This window comes from Roseibium sp. (assembly GCF_965233565.1).
In the GTDB taxonomy this organism is placed as follows: domain Bacteria; phylum Pseudomonadota; class Alphaproteobacteria; order Rhizobiales; family Stappiaceae; genus Roseibium.
The window spans coordinates 23,355-47,200 of the sequence record NZ_OZ247494.1; the positions used below are offsets into that span (position 1 = coordinate 23,355).

General features: G+C 57.2%; 19 protein-coding genes. 14 read left to right on the plus strand and 5 right to left on the minus strand.

Translation table 11 applies throughout. The annotated features are described in order from the left end of the window. Positions 1-15 precede the first annotated feature (15 nt). The 4 genes from ACO6TG_RS00060 to eutB form a co-directional block, all read right to left on the minus strand. A complete protein-coding gene (locus tag ACO6TG_RS00060; protein WP_422376324.1) occupies positions 16-1,512 on the minus strand; it encodes an NAD-dependent succinate-semialdehyde dehydrogenase in 1,497 nt (498 codons plus the stop codon). An 84-nt stretch (positions 1,513-1,596) separates the two neighbouring features. Continuing rightward, positions 1,597-2,118, minus strand: coding sequence for an Lrp/AsnC family transcriptional regulator (locus ACO6TG_RS00065; protein ID WP_422376325.1), 522 nt, complete (start codon positions 2,116-2,118; stop codon positions 1,597-1,599). Positions 2,119-2,132: 14 nt separating this feature from the next. Further along, positions 2,133-3,128, minus strand: a complete 996-nt coding sequence (locus tag ACO6TG_RS00070; protein WP_422376326.1) for a cyclodeaminase — start codon at positions 3,126-3,128, stop codon at positions 2,133-2,135. Further along, a complete protein-coding gene (gene eutB, locus ACO6TG_RS00075; protein WP_422376327.1) occupies positions 3,118-4,125 on the minus strand; it encodes a hydroxyectoine utilization dehydratase EutB in 1,008 nt (335 codons plus the stop codon). Before eutB ends, ACO6TG_RS00070 begins: the two co-directional genes overlap by 11 nt. 171 nt (positions 4,126-4,296) lie before the next feature. Here eutB and doeA point away from each other — a divergent pair, with 171 nt between their 5' ends. The 7 genes from doeA (at position 4,297) to ACO6TG_RS00110 (ending at position 10,908) form a co-directional block, all read left to right on the plus strand. Further along, positions 4,297-5,481: an ectoine hydrolase DoeA gene (gene doeA / locus ACO6TG_RS00080; RefSeq protein WP_422376328.1), complete on the plus strand. Its 1,185-nt coding sequence runs from the start codon at positions 4,297-4,299 to the stop codon at positions 5,479-5,481. A gap of 7 nt (positions 5,482-5,488) precedes the next feature. After that, the gene (gene argE, locus ACO6TG_RS00085; RefSeq protein ID WP_422376329.1) at positions 5,489-6,667 is read left to right on the plus strand and encodes an acetylornithine deacetylase; all 1,179 of its coding nucleotides are present in this window, start codon (positions 5,489-5,491) and stop codon (positions 6,665-6,667) included. Beyond that, complete coding sequence (locus ACO6TG_RS00090; protein WP_422376330.1) at positions 6,664-7,377, plus strand: GntR family transcriptional regulator; 714 nt, start codon at positions 6,664-6,666, stop codon at positions 7,375-7,377. Before argE ends, ACO6TG_RS00090 begins: the two co-directional genes overlap by 4 nt. A 126-nt stretch (positions 7,378-7,503) precedes the next feature. Beyond that, on the plus strand, positions 7,504-7,899 hold the full coding sequence (locus tag ACO6TG_RS00095; protein WP_422376331.1) for a hypothetical protein: 396 nt from the start codon (positions 7,504-7,506) through the stop codon (positions 7,897-7,899). Further along, positions 7,892-8,827 (plus strand): hypothetical protein, encoded by a 936-nt coding sequence (locus tag ACO6TG_RS00100; RefSeq protein ID WP_422376332.1) that lies wholly within the window; start codon positions 7,892-7,894, stop codon positions 8,825-8,827. Before ACO6TG_RS00095 ends, ACO6TG_RS00100 begins: the two co-directional genes overlap by 8 nt. 233 nt (positions 8,828-9,060) lie before the next feature. Further along, positions 9,061-10,011: a 1-phosphofructokinase family hexose kinase gene (locus ACO6TG_RS00105; protein ID WP_422376333.1), complete on the plus strand. Its 951-nt coding sequence runs from the start codon at positions 9,061-9,063 to the stop codon at positions 10,009-10,011. Positions 10,012-10,260: 249 nt separating this feature from the next. Next, positions 10,261-10,908, plus strand: a complete 648-nt coding sequence (locus tag ACO6TG_RS00110; protein ID WP_422376334.1) for an imm11 family protein — start codon at positions 10,261-10,263, stop codon at positions 10,906-10,908. A 643-nt stretch (positions 10,909-11,551) separates the two neighbouring features. Here the strand turns inward: ACO6TG_RS00110 and ACO6TG_RS00115 are convergent. Then, positions 11,552-11,941: a hypothetical protein gene (locus ACO6TG_RS00115; RefSeq protein ID WP_422376335.1), complete on the minus strand. Its 390-nt coding sequence runs from the start codon at positions 11,939-11,941 to the stop codon at positions 11,552-11,554. 357 nt (positions 11,942-12,298) lie between these two features. On the opposite strand from ACO6TG_RS00115, the gene ACO6TG_RS00120 reads away from it, so the two are divergent. The 7 genes from ACO6TG_RS00120 (at position 12,299) to ACO6TG_RS00150 (ending at position 23,780) form a co-directional block, all read left to right on the plus strand. Continuing rightward, positions 12,299-13,663, plus strand: coding sequence for a phophatidylserine decarboxylase associated domain-containing protein (locus ACO6TG_RS00120; RefSeq protein ID WP_422376336.1), 1,365 nt, complete (start codon positions 12,299-12,301; stop codon positions 13,661-13,663). 19 nt (positions 13,664-13,682) lie between these two features. Then, complete coding sequence (locus tag ACO6TG_RS00125; protein ID WP_422376337.1) at positions 13,683-15,344, plus strand: dipeptidase; 1,662 nt, start codon at positions 13,683-13,685, stop codon at positions 15,342-15,344. 273 nt (positions 15,345-15,617) lie between these two features. Next, a complete protein-coding gene (locus tag ACO6TG_RS00130) occupies positions 15,618-17,774 on the plus strand; it encodes a winged helix-turn-helix domain-containing tetratricopeptide repeat protein (protein WP_422376338.1) in 2,157 nt (718 codons plus the stop codon). A 32-nt stretch (positions 17,775-17,806) separates the two neighbouring features. After that, a complete protein-coding gene (locus ACO6TG_RS00135) occupies positions 17,807-18,973 on the plus strand; it encodes a phosphatase PAP2 family protein (RefSeq protein ID WP_422376339.1) in 1,167 nt (388 codons plus the stop codon). Positions 18,974-19,016: 43 nt separating this feature from the next. Next, positions 19,017-21,056: a hypothetical protein gene (locus tag ACO6TG_RS00140; protein WP_422376340.1), complete on the plus strand. Its 2,040-nt coding sequence runs from the start codon at positions 19,017-19,019 to the stop codon at positions 21,054-21,056. A 192-nt stretch (positions 21,057-21,248) separates the two neighbouring features. Beyond that, the gene (locus ACO6TG_RS00145) at positions 21,249-22,487 is read left to right on the plus strand and encodes a hypothetical protein (protein ID WP_422376341.1); all 1,239 of its coding nucleotides are present in this window, start codon (positions 21,249-21,251) and stop codon (positions 22,485-22,487) included. Positions 22,488-22,568: 81 nt separating this feature from the next. Continuing rightward, positions 22,569-23,780 carry a hypothetical protein gene (locus tag ACO6TG_RS00150; RefSeq protein ID WP_422376342.1) on the plus strand — a complete coding sequence of 404 codons (1,212 nt, stop codon included), beginning with the start codon at positions 22,569-22,571 and terminating at the stop codon, positions 23,778-23,780. Positions 23,781-23,846: the final 66 nt, after the last annotated feature.

The following is a 23,846-nucleotide window of genomic DNA, read 5'->3' on the forward strand; positions in this document are numbered from 1 at the left end:
TGAAAGGCGAGGGGCTTAACGCCAGTCCCTGCAGATGAATTTGATGTCGGTGAAAGCTTCAAGCCCGTATCGGCTGCCCTCGCGGCCGAGGCCGGATTGTTTGAAACCACCAAAGGGGATCGGATAGCCGGTGACCTTGGTGCGGTTGACGGCCACCATGCCGTATTGAAGGGCGCGGCTGGCGCGGTAGATCCGCCGCGGATCCTGCGTATGCAAATAGGCGATCAATCCGTATTCGCTGTCATTGGCGCGATCGATGACCTCTTTTTCCGCGTCGAATGCGGCGATGGCAGCGACGGGGCCAAAGGTTTCTTCGCGGAAAACCAGGGCGTCGGGCGGGACATCACACAGAACTGTCGGCTCAAAACAAAGCGCCCCGGCCGGGTGTCGCTCTCCGCCAGTCAGCAGTCTGGCGCCCCGGCTCAGCGCATCCCTGACCTGGTTTTCCTGTTTGGCCACAGCGCGTTCATGCATCAAGGGGCCAATATCTGGATCAGAAAGTCCCGGACCGACGGTGAGCTCTGACGTTTTCCTTGCGAAGGCGTCGCAAAAGGCTGCATAGATCGGGCGTTCGACAAGGAACCGGTTGGCGCCAAGGCAATCCTGGCCGGAAGTCGCGAACTTGGCCGCAATGGCTTGGTCGACCGCATGGTCGAGATCCGCATCGGCGAAGACGACGAACGGTGCATGCCCCCCCAGTTCCAACACCAGTCGTTTCACGGTTGCCGCGCTTTGTGCGTAGAGCAGGCGGCCAATCTCGGTCGATCCGGTAAAGGACACGGCTCTTACGCGGGGGTCTTCCATCCAGGGCGTGACGATCTCCGGTGCTTTGCCGGGCAATACATTGAAGACGCCGGGCGGCAGGCCGGCCTGATCGGCCAGTTCCGCGAGCGCAAGTGCGGAAAACGGCGTTTCTTCGGAAGGATGCACCAGCACCGTACAGCCGGCGGCAAGTGCGGCCGCTGCTTTCCGGGTGATCATGGCTGCCGGAAAGTTCCAGGGCGTGATCAAGGCGGCAATGCCCAGAGGTTCGCGCCAGACTTCCATTTCAGCGTCCGGCAGATGGGAGGTTATGCTTTCGATATTCGGCCGCTTGGCTTCTTCGGCGTAGAACTCGATGAAGGACGCAGCGTAGTCGATCTCGCCTCGGGCTTCCGATATCGGCTTGCCCTGTTCGCGCGTCATGATCAGCGCCAGGTCTTCCCTGTTGTCCAGAATGAGCGCGTGCCAGGCCTTGAGATGTGTCGCCCGGTCCTGGGGCAGCAAGGACGCCCAATCCCGGAAGGCCTTGTCTGCGACATCAACCGATGCCGCAGCTTGTCGAGCGCCAAGCCGGGCAACATCGCCGAGTGGAGTGCCATCAGCCGGGTCAGTGACGGAGAAAGTCGCTCCATCCTCGGCATTCTCCCATCGGCCGCCGATATAACCGAAATGCCGGATCAGGTGTTTGTTTGCAATCTGCTGGTGGAGATCACCCCCGAGCAGTGTCTCTGCAAGTGTCGAATGGTGCATGGCGAGGCCCTTCTGCGTGATGGGCTCAGCCTAAGGTCTGCAGAAGGAACGAAACGTGCAAAGAAGTGGCATATCCTTCGAGTTTCATTCTTTCTCGGGCGGGTCTTCCTCCGGTTCCGTTCCCATGAAACCTTGAAGAAGCTGGTCCAGCGGCGGGCTCGCTGCCTGTTTGACCGGCTTGGTCACCACATAAGTGAAGTAGCGGACGATGCCGAGTTCCCGGTCGAGCAGCTCATCCATGAAACGCTGATAGCTGTCGATATCCCTGGTGACGATTTGCAACAGATAATCCAGTCCCCCGCCAAGGGCCCAGCAGGACACGACTTCGTCCCGGTCGCCGATGACGCGCTCGAACTTCTGGAAAAAAGCGTTTCGGTGGTGTTCGAGCTCCAGCGTCACAAAGACAGTCACGTGAGGGGCAAGCTTCTTCAGTGACAGGACAGCCGCATAGCCTTCAATGATCCCGGCGCGTTCCAGGCGCTCCAGGCGCTTCCAGCACGGGCTCGGGCTCAGGTTGATCCGTTTGGCAAGGTCTGCCTTCGAGATGCGGCCCTCCGAGGCAAGCACTTTCAGAATATCGAGATCGCGTTTGTCGAGCTTGAGCATCAAGACCTTCTTTGTCAGGCGGTGACAGTTGTTCCGGCATGAGCCCGATTGACCTTGCCAAGGGCAAGTGTGGCAATGGCCGTATCCTGAACACCGGTGCCTGTCAGATCACAAACCGTGATGTCGTCATCGTTCCGACGCCCGTTTGCGGACCCGGCAACGATGGTGCCGAGCTCCAGGACGCCTTTGGTGCCGGGCAGGTGCCCGGTTTCAAGTGCGCGGCGCAGCTCGCCCAGTTTTTCACATTGGCTGATCCGATCGCAGACAAGCGTGTCCGCTCTGGACAGAATAGCAGGGTCGAGTTCGTTCTTGTCTTCCTGGTCCGACCCCATGGCCGTGATGTGCAGCCCCTTGTGGAGCCAGTCTGCGCTGAGGACAGGCTCCCGGGCAGGGGTCGTTGTAATGACGAGCTGACTTTGTGCGACCAGATCCGACGGATCGGAAGAGGCCTTGACGTCAATCCCGAGAAAAGTGTTCATTTCCTTGGCAAGCCGTTCGGCCTTTTCGCTGTCCCGGCCCCAGATCAGTGCGTTTTGCGCAGGACGTACCTTTGAAGCTGCAATCAGTTGCAGCCTGGCCTGCAGACCGGTGCCCAGCACCCCGATCGTCGAGACATTGACAGGCGCCAGGTGACGGGCCGCGACGGCGCCAGCCGCTGCTGTGCGCACATCCGTGAGATAGCCATTGTCGAGGAACACCGCGTCCACAAGGCCGGTCTTGGCCGAAAGGAGCACCATCAGTCCGTTGAGGCTGGGCAGACCGAGGGCAGGGTTGTTGAAAAACCCGGTGGAGACCTTGAACGCGAATCCGTCCAGACCCGGCACATAGGCCGTTTTTGCGTCGACTTCGGCATTGATGTCAGGCAGCGCCATCGACAGAACCGGCGGCATGACGACCTGACCGGAAGCCAGTTTTTCAAAGGCCTGTTCGACACAGTCAATCGCGTCCAGGTCTAGGGGAACAACCCGGCGCAGTTCCGCCTCGGTAACGAGTTTGATCTCATGTGCCATAGGGGGTTCCCTTCAGTTGAAAATCGCCAAGCTGGATGTCCTGGCCGGTAATGACCTTGGTGAATTGCTCCATATCGACGTTGCGGCCTGTGATGATCGTGGCGACCGGGCCCTGGAACTCCGCAAGCTTGCCGGCAAGGCAGGCTGCAATGCCGACCACACAGGCACCTTCTGCAACGTGGCTGTCCTTGTAATAGAGAACCTGCATCGCCCGGTAGATTTCTTCTTCAGACACCAGAACGATTTCATCGAGCAAGTCCCGGCACATCTGAAAGGACAATCGGTTGTTAAGCCCGATGCCACCGCCAAGGCTGTCCGCAAGGCTTGGGACTTCCTTTACTTCAATGGGCCTGCCGGCGTCGATTGACGCCTTCATGGCTGCGCCGCGGTCCATTGTCAGACCGACAATGTGGATGGACGGATTGATGCTCTTGGCGGCGAGCGCGACACCCGCGGCCAACCCGCCGCCTGAAAGAGGAACCAGCAACGTCTTCAGATCGGGCAGATCTTCCAGAATTTCCAGGCCGATCGTTCCCTGACCGGAAATCACGTGGGGATCGTCAAAAGGGGATATTTCGACAACGCCGTCATCTTGTGCCAGGGCCTGGCATTCCTGCAAAGCATCGTCCTGACTGTGGCCGACGATCCGGGCCTCCGCGCCGAGCGCCTTGATGCCCTCAACCTTTGTCCGGGGCACCAGGGACGACATGCAGACGATTGCCTTCAAGCCACTTTGGCGGGCGGCGTAGGCTACACCGCGCCCGTGATTGCCCGTTGAACAACAGGTGACCGTGTGTGTGCCCGCCGGCAGATTGGCCGTCGCATTGGACGCGCCGCGCAGCTTGAAGGCTCCGGTGGGTTGCATGCTTTCCATCTTCAGGAAAAACGGGATCCCGAGTGTTCTTTCAAGATGGCGGGAAGGAAGGAGAGGTGTTCTTGTCACCTTGCCGACAAGTGCGGTTTTGGCACGCATGATGTCCGCGAGCGTTAGCTTCATGTCGATCCCTTCGTCACGATCCCACTCCGGCAAGCGGCAGTGTCAGCGAGCTGCATAGTTGTGTACAAATAAACTAATGAGAACAGCAAATCGCGTCAATAAATAAGAAAGTTGTTGCGAAGGAGCGGGGATAAGTGACAAGTTGTACACAAATAGCTTGCCGGAGGGAACATGCCTGGACTGGATCTGCCTTTTACCCGTGCCGAATATGAACGCCGGATTGCCCTTGTTCGCGAAGAGATGACGGCGCGCGGCATCGATGTCCTCTTTCTGGAGGATCCTTCCAACATGGCATGGGTCACCGGTTATGACGGCTGGTCCTTCTATGTTCACCAGGGCGTGGTCGTATTTCTGGATGAGGAGCCGGTCTGGTGGGGGCGCATGCAGGACGCAAACGGGGCCCGCCGCACGGTCTGGATGGCAGATGAAAGGGTTGCCTCCTATGCGGACCATTACATCCAGTCGACGGAACGGCACCCGATGCAGGACCTCGCCGGGCTGCTGGAGAGCAAAGGATATGCTGCCAGCCGGATCGGCGTGGAACTGGAAAACTACTATTTCTCCGCAAAGGCCTACCTCACGCTGACGGAGGCTCTGCCAAATGCGCGCTTCGTTGACGCAAGCGGCCTTGTCAACTGGCAACGCGCCGTGAAATCCGACGAGGAGCTTGCCTTCATGCGCAAGGCGGCGCGGATATCAGAAAAGATCATGGATGGAATATTCGAGCGCGCAACGCCCGGCCTGAAGAAAGCAGATCTCGTGGCGGATATTTATGGCGATGCCATTCGCGGCGTCGACGGTGCCTGGGGCGACTATCCGGCGATCGTGCCGCTGCTCCCGAGTGGTGCCGATGCTTCGGCGCCGCATCTCACCTGGGACGGTCGGGAACTGCGCGAGGGTGAGGAAACCTTCTTCGAAATCTCAGGCTGTTACCGGCGCTACCATGCCCCTTTGTGCCGCACCGTCTATCTTGGAAAACCACCCCAATATCTGCTTGATGCAGAAAAAGCCCTGCTTGAAGGCCTCGAAGCCGGATTGGAGGCAGCGCGGGCCGGCAACATGGCGGGTGACATAGCCAGAGCCCTGGCTGCGCCGCTGACGGCTGCCGGTATTGAACGGGGGGCGCGCGCCGGCTACCCGATCGGCCTGTCTTATCCACCCGACTGGGGCGAACGTACGATCTCTATCCGGGACGAGGATACAACGGTTTTGCAACCCGGAATGACGTTCCATTTCATGCCGGGTCTCTGGATGGATGGTTGGGGCCTTGAAATTACCGAAAGCATCGTCATTCGGGAGAGTGGCGCAGCTGAGTGTCTCTGCAACCGGCCGCGCGGCCTGCACGTTAAATCCTGAGGCCGTCATGGGACCGCTGCATCTGCTGGACGAAACCCAATCGATCCTCGAGCGCCTGATCGGTTTTCCAACCATCTCCGCCGACAGCAATCTGGACCTGATCGACTTTGCCGCGAAACGTCTGGAAGATTGCGGAGCCAGGGTCACGGTTTCCCGGGATCCGACGGGATGCAAGGCAAACCTCTTCGCAACGCTCGGGCCCGAAGCCTCCGGCGGCATTGTCCTGTCCGGTCACACCGACGTTGTTCCGGTTGATGCAGGTGAGTGGACCAGCGACCCGTTCGTCATGCGCCGCTCTGATGGCCGCCTCTATGGCCGGGGGACCTGCGACATGAAGGGGTTCATCGCGGCGGCGCTGGCGAAAGCGCCGGACTATGCGGCGCTCGATCTCAAACGCCCGGTGCATTTCGCCTTTACCTATGACGAGGAAGTCGGCTGTTTCGGCGCCAGGCACCTTGTCGAGGACCTCAGAGAGGCCGCGCTTCGGCCATCCGTTGCAATCATCGGGGAACCGACGGAGATGCGGGTGATCGAAGGACACAAGGGGTGTTACGAATACACCACGTCCTTTCACGGAACCGATGGCCACGGTTCGGAACCGGACAAGGGTGTCAACGCGATCCATGTTGCAGCCCGTTTCATCAACCGCATGCTGGAAGTCGCGGAAGAGCTGAAACGCGATACTGACACCGACAGCGCGCGTTTCACACCGCCCTGGACCACCCTCCAGACCGGGCGGATTGAAGGCGGGTCAGCACGAAACGTGATCGCCAGAACCTGTTCGGTGGAATGGGAAATGCGCCCGGTTAGGAACGCTGACGCTCAAAAGGTCAAGGCAGCTCTGGAAACCTATTGCCGGGAAGTGCTTCTGCCGGACATGCGGTCCGTTTATCCTGAAGCGGAAATCGTCACGGAAGTGATCGGTGAGGTAGCTGGTCTCGCGGTGACAACGGACAATGAAGCCCGTGACATCGTCACGGCGCTCACGGGCGCCAATCTATGCGACGTTGTGGCTTTTGGCACCGAAGCAGGGTTGTTCCAGTCTCTTGGCATGTCGGTAGTCGTATGCGGTCCGGGATCGATTGCCCAGGCCCATCAGCCGGACGAATATGTTGCCGTTGACCAGCTCGAGAAATGTCTTGCCATGCTGACCGGACTGGAGCGGACACTGGAGCAGCCCGCATGAACCCTCTGAATAGTGGCGAGACCTCCGCTGAAGTTGCTGTGCGCCTTGAGCAAGCTGCCAACGCCCAGGAGCGCTTCAAGATCCTGTTTTCGGTGCTGCGAGACAGGATCAGCATGCTGGTCTATCCGCCGGGCACGCAGCTCAGCGAAGAAACCCTGGCCGCTGAATTCGGCATCAGCCGCTCTCCCTTGCGCAAGGCTCTGCAAATCCTGGAAGCGGATGGATTGTTGCTGTCTCAACAGGGCGTCGGAACCCTGGTCACGGATGCCGATCTGAACGAGCTTGAAGAAGTCTATCAGCTTCGCATGGAGTTCAATGAACTGACCGGCAAGCTTTTGCCTGCCAGGGTCGACGAGACGCTGCTTTCTCTTTTTGGGCGCATGCGGCAACGGGCGGCGGCGTTGCGGCAAACACCGGATTTGCAGGACTTTGCCCGGCTGAATATCGACTTCTTTCACGCGTTCCAGCAGCTGAGCGCAAATCGGCCGCTTCGAGACCTTTCTGAAAAGCTGTTCTACCAGACCTGCCGCATCTGGCTGACCTTGATCCCGGACGCGGAACTTCAACAGGAAATCGGCATTTTCTGCGATGAAATCGAAGAGATATCAGACGCCGTTGCGATGCAGGACCTGGAAGCCGCTGCGCTTATCCGGCGCGCCCACCTGTCCATGGGTTTCAAGCGGCTGCGCAGCAAGGGGAGAAAGACCTGAGGCAAAGGTCAACCTTGGGTTCGCCTTCGGATTTGAAACCGGCTGTCTTTTGCGTCTGGCCGGAATGCACTACGGTCTCAGTTACCTGTTCAGTGTTCGAGCCCGATCGAGGTTACCTCAAGACCGATGCCAGTCAGCGATCATGCCCGTTTCGAAAAGGACAGCCTTGTGCTGCAGGTGCGGGGGGGCAAGGCCGTTCTGCCTGCAAGAGACGTCGAGCAGGTCTATGACTGCCGGATGGCCGACCCGGTCGCTCATGGCGACGAAGACTTTCATATTGTTCTCACCCGAACGGAATTCTTCCTGCTCGGCCCGTTTCTTGACGGTGGTCTTGGGGCAATCGATGCGCTGAAGGCCGTCCGGCCGGAAATACCGGTTGCCTCCCGTTTTGTCGGGCGCGTACCTTTCCGCTACCGGCAGCGAGGTTGGCTGCGCCTGTTTCCGATCCCGGGTGCGGGCAGGGGGCCCACAAGGGATCTGACGGGATTTGGCCTGACGAGTGGTGGAGGCGAGGATGAGTGAACAGTGCCAGGCGGAAGACGGTCTCATCTGCCGCGCGGATTCCATGCCTTACTCCACGCGGACCGAGGTCGACGAGTGCCGCTACAGGCTGCAGGTGCCGGCCGATACGGCCGGGGAGGCCACGGACTTTCTCAGTCAAATTGGTGGCGGCATGGCCGGGACAGGCCGCGGCATGACCCGGGTCGGTATCGAAGCGCCCATCCTGAGAGACCATTATCACATCGAGTTGAAAAACCTCGCAAAAGGGATCGCCGATCGCGCCAGGCAAGGACAATCGGATCATCAGATCGCGCGATGGGTTGTTGAGGAACGCCTCAGGATTGCCCGGCGCCTCCGAGCCATGGCAACACCGGCTACAAGGCCGCTCTATATTATCCGCGATTGGCGAAAATATGGTTTTGGCAAAAGAGGTTATGACAGTCAGGTAAACCATTACCTTAGACAGGGGATACCCGAACAGGATGTCGATTCCAGGATCCTGAGAAGTGCATCGAAATCCAATCCAAAGGTCAACACGGCGATGAAGGGCGCCGCCTATCTGAAACATGGCGGGCGGGTTCTTCTGGTCATCGGTGTATCGGTCTCCATTGCCCGCATCTGGAATGCCGATGAACACGAGCTTCCAAGGGTCATCAGTGAGGAACTTGGCGCGCTTGCAGGCGGAGGCATTGGCGCCGCTATCGGGGCCGGCGCCTGCATCATCTTCGGTGTGACAACTGCCGGTTGGGGACTTTTGGCCTGCGGGGTTGTCGGTGGCGGCCTTGGCAGCTGGCTCGGCAGCGAACTGGGTGGCAACACTGCCGACCGGCTCTTCTACACAGACATGGACATTCCCGAGAGCCAGCACGGTGAAATCATCATCGAAATCCCGTCAGAAAGGATTTACGACCAGCCACCTCCCAGAATGTGTCTGCCTCCCATGGATTAGGGAGCAACGCGCCAAGGTCGTTTCGAGCCTTGGCATTGCCTATGAAACGACTGCCTACAACCATTCGCTTGCAGGCGTGGATGGTAAAGAATCGAATTCAATTGATTTAAGACAATGAGACTGCTGGCCAAACGTTCCTTTGTCGGCGGAGGAGTGACGTATTGGTCTGGCTTTCGATTGGCAGGTTGCAACATCACTCTTTCGATTGATCGCTAGCGACAAGGCTGAACGGTATGTCTGGTATTTTATGCATTGCCCTGAACCCGACGATTGACGTTTCCTGTGATGCGGAGCGGGTCAAGTCGATGCACAAGACGCGCACATCCAACCAGCGTCAGGACCCCGGCGGCGGCGGAGTCAATGTTGCACGCGTTGTGGCCGAGCTTGGCGGAAAACCGGAAATTGCCTATTTCTCAGGCGGCGAAACCGGCGTTCTGCTGGATGAGTTTTTGAAACGCACACAGATCGACCTGCACGCCTTTCCGATGCAGCACCCCGTGCGGCTGGCTTTTGCGGTCCATGAGGAAAGTTCCGGCGTCGAATACCGCTTCGTGCCGGAAGGACCGGAAGTCAGCGCGGAGGAACTGGCACCGCTGCTATCGTATGTTGCGCAGACGGATGCCGACTATGTGGTGGCAAGCGGTTCGCTTCCGCGCGGGGCGCCTGACAGCACCTATGCCGACATGATGGATGCGCTGGAGGGCAAGGGCGTCCGGTTCGTTGTCGACACCTCCGGCATGGCACTCAAGGCCGCATTGGATCGGGGCGGTGTCTTTCTGGTCAAGCCCAGCATCGGCGAACTGGAGACGCTTTCCGGCAGGTCGCTGGACGAGCAGGGTGCACGCGAATTTGCCAGCGATCTCGTGGAACGAGGGGCGGCCGAAAACGTTGCCGTCACCCTCGGCACGAAGGGCGCCTTGTTGGTCAGTGCAAAGCGGATCCTGCGTGTGCCCGCTCTTCATGTCGCCGCGAAATCAGCCGTCGGCGCCGGCGACAGCTTTGTCGGCGCGATGATCTGGGCTCTTTCCGCGGGGCGCGAGATAGACGAGGCGTTCCGCCTGGGCGTCGCTGCCGGTGCAGCAGCTGCCCTGACCTCCGGCACCGAACTCTGCCGCAGGGCCGACGTCCTGTCGCTCTACGAAAGCGATCTCGCCGAACGACGGCACAGCCTTCGGGAGCATTGAAAGCCCGCCCAACAGTCGCGAGGAGGACATTCTCAGCTCGTGAAGGCCCGAAGAGCCGGTTTGCCGGAACAGCTTCGGTGACGAAACAACTGGTAAACGCAGCTCAGCCAGTAGCTACAGGCTTCCAGATTGAGAGACGATCAACGAATTTTCGAGAGGAAGACCCTGGCGCTCGTTTATGGGGCCGTAGCAGGCTTTATGCTCGTTTTGCCCGCATCGGAAGAGGGCCGATCTGATTGGATGAGACATATGTCAGTATACACGATTTACGCAGACCGGAGTGAAGACGAGAAGTCCGGGAACTACGGGTTTGAAAACCAGACTCTCGACGGCGACTTCAATACTGCCTTTCCGATAGGGATTGAATTCAATCCCGTTGCCAAAGCTGCCCTCCTAGATGATGGGACTTTGTTGCAGCAAAGCGCGGCATACCAGGGGGTTCCTGTTGACATGTCCGGGCTGCCCAAAAAGGTTCGCTGGGGAGGTGGCAAGAGGAAGCTGGCGGACCTGTTGAAGACGGCGGACCATTTCCTTGTAAGCGGAAAATTGCGCGACGTTATTGAAGCTTTGGAACCTGGTGTCCACCAGTTTCAGTCTGGGGAAGTGATCTGGAACAACGACACTCATGCGGCGAGCTACTTCTGGTTCAACATCTGCAACCGTTTGGATGGAATGGACAAAGAGAACACGACGCACTCGTATAACGAGCGGATCGGCAAATGGAGCTTTGTTGAAGGTCGCAGATATGTAGTGAATCTGCATCAAACAGCAGGCAAGCACATTTGGATAGATAGTCGTGTCCCAAATAGCTCGGTTTTTGTTTCTGAGGACTTCAAGAATGCGATGGCAGCGGCGGGTGTTGCTGGCGTTGGATTTAGTTTAATCGAAGTGGTTTGAAGAGGTCGTAATTGAGATACCGAGGGCATGCTCAAAATGGCTTTGATCCGAGCGATGCAAACGGAATAACTAAGCCTGTCACTTGAATTGGCCTGACCTGATCCCCTGAAAAGCTCGCGTTTTGAGCTTAGTCTGTTTCCAATTGGCGGACACAGAAAATGAAGCGATCCAGTGAGTCTGAGGAACAGGTAATTGGCATTTTAAGGAACATCAGGCGCGCATTCGGCTGCCGAGCTATGCCGCGAGTATGGCGTCAGCAATACAACCCTTTCCAAGTAGCGCTCGAAGTACGGCGGCATGGAGCAGTCTTGCGCCGCATAGTCGTCAGGTAACATTCCTCGCGAATGCTGTTCACGCTCGACGTCTACAAACTGTTTGAAATTCTGGCTGATATTTTCGGAGAGTGCTCAATCACGTTCGAGCCAATGAGTGACAGCAAGAAAAACGAGAACGTAGAAAACAGATGTTTGCAGGAAGGGATGAAATAAGGTGTTCGAACTGACTCTATCTTTGTGACTGGAACAATGTACAAGGCCGTCACCGATAAATGAACAGCTCTGTTTGAACTTGTTTTTCCCTGAAATTCCTTGCGTCAATCAGACGACCGTCAACGGCACATCCTGGTCGGCCAGGTCGCAAAAAGTTAGAACGGCGGCTCCACGAGGTAGTTCTGATTGATGTCCTGAGAAAATGAAAACGCCTCGAAACCCAAACTGAAGTCATCCCTTAGCTTCTCGCAAAGACTTCTGATCACGGATTCCAGATTTTCGACGCCGAACGGAATGCTAATTCCAACGCCAGGTTCGCGTGTTCCGCACGAACGCGCAAACTGAAAGAACAGCAGGGAAATATTTTGAGGCTTCATCAGGCCCTGGCAGCCGACAATTTTTTCAGTTGGTCCGTCCACGTCCTCGCAAGACAGGGTCATACCGTATTTTTCGGAAACATCCGCGATATCAAGGTCTATGGCAAAGTAGCACTCATACCTGAGACTGAAATCGACTTGATGTGCGGTGATTGACAAGTTTGTCATTTTGCTGCGCTCGGGATCAGGATCGAGAATTCAAGGGTTGCAGGAAAAGCATCATCTTTTCAACGGCATTCAAAGGTTCAGGGGGGCTGTAGATACTCAAGACGCTTTTGGCAGTCTCGTCTTGCGGCAGCTGGCGAGAAAGGGGGGTGTTTGATCATCTGCCGCAGTGGAAGAGGCTCTCCTGCCATTCACAAACCAATTCGTTGACCGATGGTGGACTATCGACATGCTGAAGCACTCCTGAAAACTTTTGGTTGCGCGATATCGAAATTCGCGCTCTCCTAGGTTGCGCCTTTTGTTGGGGAAGGTTGGGTTTGCCTGTGATTGGCACCCTTGCGCTAACGGGGGGATAAGCCAGTGCAGAATATCTACGGCCAGTCATCACATCGTCCTTACCCCAGCAGCTACCGCACAGGCTGGTTGCCGGAACCCGGGAGCGAGAGCTGGGCGCAGTTTCATGATGAAGTTGCGCAAGCGGTTGCCGAACTGGACGTCGCGCTGGACCCGACTGTCCAGGACCTTCTGGACTTTTTGACAGGTGACCCGATCGTTGCCTATCTGATGGCATCGGCCTGCCGCCAGAATACGACTATGCGCAACACCCCGGATCTGGACACCGACGGTGTGCCGATCCCTGCCATTCCGGATGCACAGTATTTTGCCTATGTCTGCAATTTCCTGCTGACCTGGTGGCCGCACTACATCAACGATGACCTTGTTGGCCTGCCGTTTTCCGGTTTCACGGTCGGCATTGACCCGACCCTGTCGGGTTCCCAGTTGCTGGGCTTGCCGCAATTCAATGAAAAGATGGCGGCCGTTTTGAACAAATGGCACCAGTTCCTCGGAACGGCTGCCTCAGCACAGGGGTTCGCGGTCGAGGGAGAACAGTGGCTATCGCCGAAGGCCAAGGCGTCCTATCAGTTCGATCTGTGGCAGAAAGACAGCCCGACGCTGCCATACTGGTCTTCCTGGAATTCCTTTTTCACCCGCCAGTTCAAGGATCCTGCGGTTTCGCGCCCCATCGCAGGCAAGGCATCCAACCAGATCGTCAACTGCCCGAACGACGGATCCCTGTTCCGCTGGGACTGGAATGTCGCAGCGGACAATACCTTCTGGTTCAAGGACATGAACTATTCGCTGCGGGACATCCTGAGTTCCACAGATCCTGCCCAGCAGGCGGTGATCGACCAGCATAATCTCGTCGACATGTTTGACGGCGGATATGTTTTTCAGACGTATCTCAATCCCTATAATTTTCACCGGTGGTGGGTTCCGGTCAACGGCACGGTCCTGTTCGATCCGCTCTGCATTCCGGGCGCCTATTTCAATAAACTGGTTCTGCCCGACTTTGGAGGGGCAACGACGGCTTCTCTGCCATATCTGACCGAAGTCAACGCGCGCGGTCTGATCGTGTTTGAAACGCCGGACTATGGCCGTGTCTGCTGCATACCGCTTGGCATGAGCGAAGTGTCGACCATCACCTTCAACAGTCAGATGACGGCCGGCGCCACTGTCAACAAGGGCCAGGAAATGGGCATGTTCAACTATGGCGGCTCTTCCTTTGTCATCATCTATGAGAACCTTCCGGACAGGCAGCTCGTCTTCATGAATGCGGATGGCATGCACTATCCGCAGCGTCCGGATACGGCCACCAGCAGTGCAGGGGCCGGCGGCTACGTCACCAATATCGGGTCGCAGATCGGCGTCTGGTATTCGCGCTGAGCCGGGAAGGGGCAGTTCAATGTGTACAACGATGATTATCACCAAGGGTGCCTGCGCCGATGGCGCCATGCGGGTAACCCATTCCGACGACAATGAACTGTCGGACCAGCGCATGATCTTTGTGCCGGCGCAATCTCACGCCGCGGGGGCGGCACGCGCGCTTGTTGCCGGCACCAATGATGCCTATCCGCGTCTCGTCAGCAGCCAGCGCGGACCGAACTACGAGCTGGAGGGCTATCCAGACACACCGGCCATCGGGCATATCCCTCAGGTGCCTGAGACCTTTGCCTATTTCGACGGCAGCTACGGCATCATGAACGAACACAATCTGATGTTTGGCGAATGCACCAACGGTGCGAAGTACCAGCCGGATTTTGTGTCTCAGGACGCAGCAAAAGCGTCCGGCAAACAATGCCGCCTTTTTTACAGTGCGGAGTTGTCCCGCATCGCGCTGGAGCGCTGCACCAGGGCCCGGGAAGCCGTTGAGCTCATGGGCCGCCTGCTTGACGAATATGGCTACTTCTCGACCGGGGAGACTCTGCTGGTGGGCGATGAGGACGAAGCCTGGGTCTTTGAAATGTGCGCGTTGCCGGACGAGACCTATCATTCGGCCTGGGCGGCACAGCGTGTTCTGGATGGTCATCTGTTCGTCGCTGCCAATGAGTTCCGGATCCGCACATTGGAAAAGGGAAATCCGGACCAGCTCTGGTCACCGTTGCTGGAGCCGGGGGCAGAAAAAGCTGGCTGGTGGAAACCCTCTGATGGTCCGATCGACTGGCTGCCAACAGTCAGCGACGGGGAATATTCACATCCCTATTATTCCCTGAGGCGCGTCTGGCGGGTGTTCGACCGGGCCAATCCGGATCTTGGTCTTAGCCCCTGGGTGAATGGTGGTGGATATACCAAGGACTATCCCTTTTCCGCACCGCCACAACATCCGCTCGAACGGCGTGAGATATTCGATCTTTATCGCGATCATTACGAAGGTACGGAATTCGACCTGACCAAGGGCGTTGCAGCCGGTCCCTATGGCGACCCGCACCGGTTCATCGGCCCATATGACGGTGCCCAGAACAACGTTTCGCACGAAAAACTTTATGGCGCCTGGGAGCGATCGATTTCCGTATTCTACCAGGGATACCTGACGGTTTGCGAAATCCGCCCGGATGCACCTGAGCTGACAAAGGGCATCTGCTGGTTTGGGCCTGATGTGGCCTATACAACCTGCTTTGCGCCATTTCCGGCCAGGATGCTCGACCTTCCGCAGCTCTACCAGTCCGGGGATCCGCAAGTCTTCAGCCGGAACAGTGCATGGTGGGCATTCGATTTTGTCGGCAACTGGTCGCGCCTCAACTTTCAGCGCATGTGTGGGTCGGATATACGTCCTCTCCAGGCCGAGCTGGAGTGTCAGGGCGAACAGGCGCTCTTGACCTGGGACGAGCAGGCTCAAGGGGCCGATCCCGCCTGGTTGACCGATGTGGCAACGGATTACGCTAATGGCGTCGTCCACGCATGGTGGCAACTGGCAGACCGTCTGATCGCCAAATATTCCGACGGTTACATAAACGGGTCGGTCAACAGGCCGCAAAACACACCAGCCGTTCCCATTGGTTATCCGTCAGAGTGGCTTGGCATGACGAATTATCCGGAGGGGCCGACAAGCTACGACATGAAGTTCTAAAAAAGCAGAATTCATGACTGACCATGCAGAAAAACGTGTTGCGCCGCAGTGTTCAACAATCATTGGTTCTTGTTAAACCTACCTATCTAGATTTTATGAATTGTGATCGAGGCAGACCGCCCGACCTGCACATGAAACGCGAGAAAAAGTCGCTATTCCGGTGGTTTTCCGAATTGGTTGTTTTGATAAAGAAGCTGGCGAGTCACAAATACTAAAATCAGGTTGCTGAGTGTACGCAAGGAACTCTCTAACTAATTATATTGAATTGTAAATATGGAAAACTCTGCCTATGGTGGTGAGTGTGGTGTTTCCGATCGTGTCGCTTCAGGCCAGGGATGGGAGGCGTATGTGATAAGTGAGGCCCATTGTTTTGACTGCATTCAATTGGGCGACCTTTATTTTCACCTAGACCAAAGCAGGCTGTTTGACAGTCGTGGCCAAGAAGTTTCTCTGCGTCCACAGTCAGCCCTAGTGCTGCGAATTCTGGCAGAAAATCGGGGTTCTGTTGTTCCCAAGAGCCGATTGATAGAGGAAGTCTGGCCACATGTGAACGTCACGGATGACAGCCTTACACAGTGCATTGCGGACATCAGACGGACAATAGGCGACACGAAGCGCGTTGTCCTGCAAACCGTTCCCAAGATCGGATTTGTGCTGAAGGCGCCGCTCTGTCAAAAGCCCGCTACAGCGGTACTCGAGGTGAGCAGAAGCGCCTACGTTTGCATTCAGTTGGCGCAAGGGACTGGCATCCGGGGGGGGCATACGGAGCAAGCCGGTCACCAGTTCAGAAAAGAACTGACACATGACCTGGGTCCTTTTCCGGAAGGCAGAATTGTCGCGGCAACCTCGCAGGCAACTTTCCTGGAATTCGCAAATGTATCTGATGCCCTGAAGTTCGCACTGAGCGTCAGCGGAGAGCCGGAAAGCCGGTTTGCAGGTGTTCCACCCCTGTACCGTGTCGGAGTTGATCTCGGTCTCCTTACCGGCGGGACAAGGCATGAACCGGATTATGTCAACGGAACGCAAGCCCTACAGCTTTGCAACTCCGCCGAGGCCGGGCAGATCGCCGTTTCAATCGGCGTTCGTGACGTCTCAAATGCCGATCCGAGCTTCGATTTTGAGGACCTTGGAGACAAACTGGATGGGAACACCGGCGGCTGGATCCGCGTGTTCCGGGCCATGAAGAGAGCGACACCGGGGGCTTCATATTCCGAGATACCTCAGTTGTCAGAGGATGATTTGCTTCCCACGATTGCCGTTGTTCCGTTCAGCATTCGGAACCAGCCACCTGTGAACCCGGTCCTGGGAGAAATCGTCGCGGACGATATCATTTCATGTCTGTCCCGTTCCAACGAAGTGAATGTGACATCACGTTTGTCGACCGGCGTTTTCAGACAACGAAATGCAGATCTATCGGTAATCGGGGAAACACTTGGCGCCGATTTCGTCCTGTCCGGATCCTATCTGGAGAAGGGTGACGACGTATTGCTCGTGTTTGAATTTTCTGAAGTCAGATCAGGCAAGGTGCTTTGGTCAAATCGATCGGAAACTAGCCTTTCCGCGTTGCTTCAGGATATCGATCTGGCCAACGAAATCGCGCTGCAAGTTACAAAAACGATTTCAATCAGAGAAATCCGCCGCGCGCGAACCACACCACTACGCACGTTGCAAAGTTACTCGCTGCTCAGCGGCGCGGTAGGTCTCATGCATCGGCTGCTGCCGACTGATTTTGAAATGGCCGGTGATTTGTTGGGAGAACTGATTGAGCGAGCCCCAAACCAGCCTCTACCTTTGTCCTGGATGGCGCGTTGGCATGTGTTGCGTGTTCAACAGGGATGGTCGGACACGCCGCATCACGAGGGGAAGCGGGCTCTGGATCTTTGTGAGCGTGCGCTTCTGATCGATCCGGAGAACACCCTTGCGCTGACAAATGAAGGCTTGGTCCTCACCAATCTGCTTCACCGCCTGGACGAAGCGGAAGACCGCTACAATACAGCGCTCGAATTCAACCCGAATGATGCGAACGGCCGCCTTTTGCGGGGAACGTTATACGCCTTTCAGGGCCTTGGGGAAAAAGCGAAGCGCGATGCCGAGCGCGCCTTGCACCTGTCGCCGATCGACCCGCACAGGTTCTTTTTTCTGTCACTTGCAGCAGGGGCAAACCTTGCCGCCGAGAACCACGAACGGGCGCTTGATCTGGCCAATGCATCGCTACGTCTCAATCGGGCGCATACCTCAACGCTCCGGGTGAAAGTTGTTGCCCACATGCGACTGGATCAGATCCGGAAGGCGCAGGAAACAGTAGGAGAGCTCCTGAAACTGCAGCCGGGTTTTCGAGTGCGCGACTGGCTGAAAAACTCGCCAAGTGCGCGCTACAGCATTGGTCAGGAAATTGCGCGCTCGCTTCGTGACGCAGGCGTACCGGAGTAATTGCACGATCAAAACTGGGGGAGGAACTGAAAATGCGACCAACACAAAGCGGATCTCCAGAAGCGGGTTTTGCCGGCTTCGCGGGTTTTGCGGGGTTTGCAGGTTTTGCAGGCTTTGCGGGATTTGGGAACTATCCCCTTGCGGAAAGCCCGATTGCCGCCGAAGCGCTCATGACCAATCGGGATGGGATCGTCGGTGCCCCGCTGGCTTTCGATCCGCATGTGGTGCCAGGCGTTCCCAACGATCCTCAGAACCTGAAGCGGCTTTCTCCGTCTGTCCGGGGCAGCCTCTTCATGTTTGAACTGGCGACACGGGTTGGCTTCACCGCAACAGACGAACCCAACCCGACGGCAAGCCTGTGGCAATTGAATGTGTGCGAAGGCAGTCCGCCAGCGATCACGGCGAAGCCTCTTTTTGAAGCAACTGCACCGACAACGGACCAGTTGAAACAGCAATTGTCCTACCTCATGTCCTATGGCGATCTGCGCCAGGACAGAGCGGCCGAAATTCTCACACAACTGGCGTCACCGACACCTTTCCTGGCGTCGGTCGCCTATATGGATCCGGCGCGAACACCCTTCACCTGGGAACTGCTTCAGGTCGCCCAACGATTTGCAAATTTCAGCGTGATGCGGGTGAAATATGCACTCGCCGTCAAGCGCCCGATCGAGTTCTCGCCGCAGGTTCAACCGATGATCCCAACGCCGGACCACGCGACCCTGCCGAGCGGACACGCGACCGAGGCCTTCATGCTGGCCCGTGTTTTATGGAAGGTTCTGAGAGCTTCCGGCACACCACAATATCAGCAGGATGGTGTCTGGGGTGAAATGGTGATGCGCCTGGCCTCCAGAGTTGCCATCAACCGAACCGTTGCCGGGGTTCATTTTCCGATCGACAGTGCCGCCGGCGCCAGTTTGGGCCTGACCCTCGCAGAGTTCCTGCACCAGCATTGTGATGACACATATGGGCTTCAGACGAGCGCAACTTTCGTCGGTCCGAACTATGACGCCGAGGCAGATTTTGACTGGCACCTGCTCTATGACGCCCGAGACGACAGGCAAACCAGGATTGCAGGTCCCGTGTCTGACCCGTGGGCAACGACCGAGCGCATAGAAGTGCCACCTTCAGAGGACCAATCACCACCGCTCGCCTGGCTTTGGGAGAAGGCAGTTTCCGAATGGCGTGACCTGAAACGCTGACGGTAAGTCAGCGATTTCTGAGCTACATCCAAAGGAGACAGCCATGACCCTTCACTGGGTGGAAGTGCCCTACAAGAACGTAACCGACGACGTGACCGATTTCAGGCTCTCAATGGGGTCAGATTTCTATCCTGCGCCCGTTGACGAGATCTGGTGGTCGGCGACGATTGATCTTCGAAACACGAGTATCGACACGTTCGAACACCTGGCGAATACCGCAGTCGCGGATGCATTGTTGATCCCGAATGACTATGATCCGGCAGAGCAGGCAGCTGTTCTTGCCGATCAGCTGGTGACGATCTACGCACGCACACCTCTTCTTGACCAGATCAACCAGGATGGCGCGCAATTCGGCGTGGCCTCCATGGTCCTGGGAGCGATCGTCCCGGAAGAAAACCTGAATTTTTTCGCGCCGGACGTGCTCGAACCTGAGGAGCTGATTCACGTAGAAGACGGCTCGGTGATTACGGCCGTGATTGATGACGGAATTGCCTTTGCAAACAATCTCTTCCGCAGTTCGAACACAACAACGCGGGTCGAACACGTCAGCATACTGGCTGCAAAACCGGGTTCCGGCGGGCAGCGGGTCAGCGTCGGCAGTGCCTTGAACAGGAGGCAGATCAACAGACTGCTCAATGCCTGTACTTTCTGCGGATTGCTGGATGAGGAGCAGTTCTATCGCGAGGCCGGCCTCATTGATTTCTACGACAAGACGTTTTCAACCGCGGCACTTCGAAAGTCTCACGGCACGCATGCAATGGGCCTGGCAACCGGTTTTGCCATGCAGGAAGCGCCCGCAAACAGGCCGATTATCTGCGCGATCCTGCCGTCTCAAGTCACGGAAGATGTTTCGGGGCAGAACCTCTTCCCAAGCCTCAAGCTTGCTCTGAAGCGGCTTCAACGGCAAGCGTCCCGGTTCCGTTTGCCCAATGGCGAACGTCCCCCGGTCGTGTTCAATTTCAGCTACGGAAATTTTTCCGGACCACATGATGGCACCGGAATGATCGACCGGCTGCTTGAACGGTTCTTCGGCGATCCGACAAAACAGATCAGCCGGATTGTGCTGCCCGCGGGAAACGCCAATCTGACGCAAACGCATGCCCGAATGGAATTTCAGAAAAACACACCGGACTGGACCCATCATCTGGATCTCATGCTGCAACCGGATGACCGGACTGCCAGCTACGTAGAAATTTGGATGCCCTTTAGTCGACAGGTGCCGGCTCCTAAACTGGCCAGTGTTCGCGTCACGACCCCGGGAGGGCTGCAAAGCGGACCGGTCGCGGTTTCCGGAAGAACCTATCAGAAGCTGGTGGACGACAAGGGCAATGAACTCGCCCGCTTGGTCTACAAGCTGATGCCCGCACCGACCGGCCGAGGACTGGTAACGCTCTGCATCAATCCATCCGCAAGCCTCAACGAAACGGCGCTGGCCCCATCCGGCAGCTGGAAGATAAGCGTTGCTCCTGAAGAGATGGCAACGGATCAAGTCATTGATGTCTGGGTGGTTCGAGACGGAACTTTGCCTGGGTTTCCGCCAGGAGGCCGGCAGGCCTATTTCAACAATCCTTGTTACAGGAAATTCGACGCCCTCGGAGGGCCTCTTGCGGTTGATCCTGCCGGTTCGCTCTGCCCGGTCCGGCGGGCCGGGTCTCTCAGCGGGTATGCCTGCGGGGTGTCTCCGCTCGTGATTGGTGCCCTGACACAAAGCAATGGATTGCTGTCTGACTATTCCGCAGCAGGCCCCATCACGCCGGCTCGAGACCACAGCGATGCAAACCGGTATGGCCCCGATGCGACCGCCAGAGGTGACGACAGCCCTGTTCTGCGCGGCGTTCTGAGCGCAGGGTCAAGAAGCGGCACGCTGGTGCGGCAAAACGGAACGAGTGTCTCTGCACCGAGAGTTGCCAGGTTCACCGCAGATGGACTTGAAAGGGGGGCACATGCTGACCGTGCCTGGATCTGGTCCCAGGCAGAACAGCAGGACCACAGGTTCCCGGGTCACAAACCCCGCAAGACGCGAACCGGCGGAGGTCGACTGGATATTCCTGTTCGGTTTGGAAGCCGCAAATACACAGAATAGGCCATGCAAGATGCCGGTCCTGAAGCAAACAGATTTCAGCAAAGCATCACCAAATTTCAGCTTTTTTTAGGGTCGCTTTCAGGACTTTCAGGGTTCCCCCTTGTCACTTTTTGTCTGTCGCAAGCGTGGTTCGACCACGCCCGGAAACGCGGCAGACAAGCATCGCAGCACAATCGCTGCAGGAGGGAAATCATGAACTACGAAACGACGATTACGGCCGAACTCAGCCCAAATCAGAGATACTGGGAACAGGGGCTGAAATACTTCGAAAAACAGGAGACGCCCCAGGTCGCGATGCAAAATCTCTGGGACGATCTGCCGCCACCGGGCAATCTGGACCTTCTGGCCACCATCATCGGCAATCTCTACGCTGACTATTTCTGGAGCGGCCTTCAGCTGGATGTTGAGAAACTGGCGGTCATGATGAACGCGAGCCTTGGCATCAATATCAGCGACTGCCGGAAATCCGCAGGAGTTGCCTACCGCAACTGGTATGGACTGCTGGTGCGTGCGAATTTCGGCAATGACGGCAGCATTCCGAAAAACGGGTCCACGACCGAAAGTCCGGACGTCATTGTGAACGGCCTTTCACAGCTGACACCGAGACGGCTGATCGAACTGTGGAACCAGACCCAATGGGGCCCGGAGCCTGGTCTGAAGAACTACACCTATGCGCGTGCCCAGAGCAAAGGTATCGAGGTTCCGATCAAGAAGCCGCAAATCCGCATGTTCTACACGGACAATGGCTTCAATCCGCCGCCCAGTTCTTGGATAAAGATGTACACCTATGACGACAAGGCGCAGATCTCGGACCTTGTGAACATCAATGGTGATACGAAGCTTGGACCTGGCGACCGGTCCGCCAACAACGATCCGTTTGGCTTCACGCCACAGGGGGCAGGGCACTTTTGCGTTATTGCCTGTGCGGTGACGGAATTCTTCTCCAACAATCCCCCGACCAACGTCAGCAACTGGAACAGCGCGACCTGGCTTCGCTACAACGGCGCGGCCGGTTGGCACAATCTGAACGTCTCTGAGACGGGCGAAGAGCTACTCAAGTTCTACAATCCGGACGATACGCCCCAGCGGTTCCGGTTTGTTGCTCATTGCCGCAAGCTCCCGGTCGGTTCCGAGGTGACAATGGAAGCTTCGGATGTGTCGCTTTCGTCTGGAGCGACCATCGAAGGCGCATACCAGGAAGTTGTTGCCGAGGTGGAAGTGCCCGCGCATTACGAAGGCGCGATGAAGGTGACGTTCCCGAAACTGCCGGACGATGCATCAATCGACTGGCAGCTGCACTGGCGGCTCCCGCCGGGGCATGAGAACCATCTTCAAGCGATGGCCTGGGCAGCGGACGGTGCCGCCGGCGTGCTCGATGGTGATGCACTGATCAACCTGGGCAGCACCGCGTTTGTCGGTTCGATGGATTGATATCCGCCACATGAGAAGACTGCCTGCATCGCCAAGGAAAGGGCGGTGCAGGCAGTCGCCTTTGGTTCAAGAACGATAATCATGGGACTTGCCATGGATGCACCTTTCCGAGCCGACACTGTTGACGAGAAGTACTGGCAAACGGCGCTGGACTGCTTCAACGCCGGCAAGAGCGCGGAGCAAGCAGCCAAGACGGTTTGGTCCCAATGGACACCTGAGAGAAACGTCGCCGCGCTGGCAACCATTATTGGTGCTCTGTACGCCGATACCTATTGGAGTGGTGTCAAGATGCGCCCCGGTAAACTGGGCGGCGACCTGAGCAGCGCAACGGGTCTTCAGCGGGCGCTGTGCACCGCTGCCGCGCGCAAGGCCTTTGCCACCTGGTCGGGTCTCTATCTTCGTCCAAACATGAGTGGCAACGGCGAAATTCCAAAACAGGGCGATATGACGGAAAGCCCGGATTCGCTTGCCGGGAGTGTCGCGATCAGTCCCGAGCGGCTGATCAAGAACTGGAATGTTATGGATTGGGGACCCTTGGGCCTGAAAAGCTACGCCTACGGCCGGGCGCAAAGCACCAATATCGGCGTGCCGATTTCGTCTCCAACATTGAGCATGTTCTATGCCGATGCCGCGATAAATCCGCCACCCTCCAGTTGGGTTCGGCTCTACACGTCCGCCGGAAACAACACAAAATCGTTCCTGGTCGATGTAAACTCCAAACCGACCATTTCTCCAACATTTCGATGTGCGAATATCGACGCCTTTGAATTCGCCCCTGACGGGCGGGGGCCTTACTCTCTCATCGCCCTGGCATCGACCGAGTTTTTTAAGAACGATCCTTTCGAGATCCGAAGCAATTGGTCTCAGGCTCAATGGCTCAGCAACAATGGCGCCGCCGGCTGGCGCACAATCTCGCTTCAGCCCGCAGGTGGAACACAGCAGTTCCTGTTCTATAATTTCGACAACAGCTGGGAAGTTTTCGAGTTCAAGCTGTGCGCCGAGAATCTACCCTTCGGTTCGAAAGTCCGACTGGACGCTATCGGCCTTTCCTCGGTGAGCGTGGCAACAATCCGCCAGCCAACACAGCATGTCTCCCTGCGTGTGAAGGTTCCGCCGGACTATCTCGGGGCATTGGTTGTTGGTTTTCCGGAGCTGCTGGAAGGCGCAAAGCTGACTATCCGCCTACACTGGACATTACCGTCAGGCCACGCGCTTCGCAGAAAGGCGGTGAAAATTGCCGCGCTGGACAGCCACGGAAACCTTCAGCTTATGCTCGGGGCGCTCGATTTGTGAGAGAATGAGGCGGAAAGTGATTACAAATCTGCGTTGCCAACGAACACTTGATCCGGACTTTGGAAT

Coding starts and splice junctions, on each gene's coding strand:
- ACO6TG_RS00060 (WP_422376324.1), bottom strand. CDS start 1,512: ATGCACCATTCGACACTTGCAGAGACACTGCTCGGGGGTGATCTCCAC.
- ACO6TG_RS00065 (WP_422376325.1), bottom strand. CDS start 2,118: ATGCTCAAGCTCGACAAACGCGATCTCGATATTCTGAAAGTGCTTGCC.
- ACO6TG_RS00070 (WP_422376326.1), bottom strand. CDS start 3,128: ATGGCACATGAGATCAAACTCGTTACCGAGGCGGAACTGCGCCGGGTT.
- eutB (WP_422376327.1), bottom strand. CDS start 4,125: ATGAAGCTAACGCTCGCGGACATCATGCGTGCCAAAACCGCACTTGTC.
- doeA (WP_422376328.1), top strand. CDS start 4,297: ATGCCTGGACTGGATCTGCCTTTTACCCGTGCCGAATATGAACGCCGG.
- argE (WP_422376329.1), top strand. CDS start 5,489: ATGGGACCGCTGCATCTGCTGGACGAAACCCAATCGATCCTCGAGCGC.
- ACO6TG_RS00090 (WP_422376330.1), top strand. CDS start 6,664: ATGAACCCTCTGAATAGTGGCGAGACCTCCGCTGAAGTTGCTGTGCGC.
- ACO6TG_RS00095 (WP_422376331.1), top strand. CDS start 7,504: ATGCCAGTCAGCGATCATGCCCGTTTCGAAAAGGACAGCCTTGTGCTG.
- ACO6TG_RS00100 (WP_422376332.1), top strand. CDS start 7,892: ATGAGTGAACAGTGCCAGGCGGAAGACGGTCTCATCTGCCGCGCGGAT.
- ACO6TG_RS00105 (WP_422376333.1), top strand. CDS start 9,061: ATGTCTGGTATTTTATGCATTGCCCTGAACCCGACGATTGACGTTTCC.
- ACO6TG_RS00110 (WP_422376334.1), top strand. CDS start 10,261: ATGTCAGTATACACGATTTACGCAGACCGGAGTGAAGACGAGAAGTCC.
- ACO6TG_RS00115 (WP_422376335.1), bottom strand. CDS start 11,941: ATGACAAACTTGTCAATCACCGCACATCAAGTCGATTTCAGTCTCAGG.
- ACO6TG_RS00125 (WP_422376337.1), top strand. CDS start 13,683: ATGTGTACAACGATGATTATCACCAAGGGTGCCTGCGCCGATGGCGCC.
- ACO6TG_RS00130 (WP_422376338.1), top strand. CDS start 15,618: ATGGAAAACTCTGCCTATGGTGGTGAGTGTGGTGTTTCCGATCGTGTC.
- ACO6TG_RS00135 (WP_422376339.1), top strand. CDS start 17,807: ATGCGACCAACACAAAGCGGATCTCCAGAAGCGGGTTTTGCCGGCTTC.
- ACO6TG_RS00140 (WP_422376340.1), top strand. CDS start 19,017: ATGACCCTTCACTGGGTGGAAGTGCCCTACAAGAACGTAACCGACGAC.
- ACO6TG_RS00145 (WP_422376341.1), top strand. CDS start 21,249: ATGAACTACGAAACGACGATTACGGCCGAACTCAGCCCAAATCAGAGA.
- ACO6TG_RS00150 (WP_422376342.1), top strand. CDS start 22,569: ATGGGACTTGCCATGGATGCACCTTTCCGAGCCGACACTGTTGACGAG.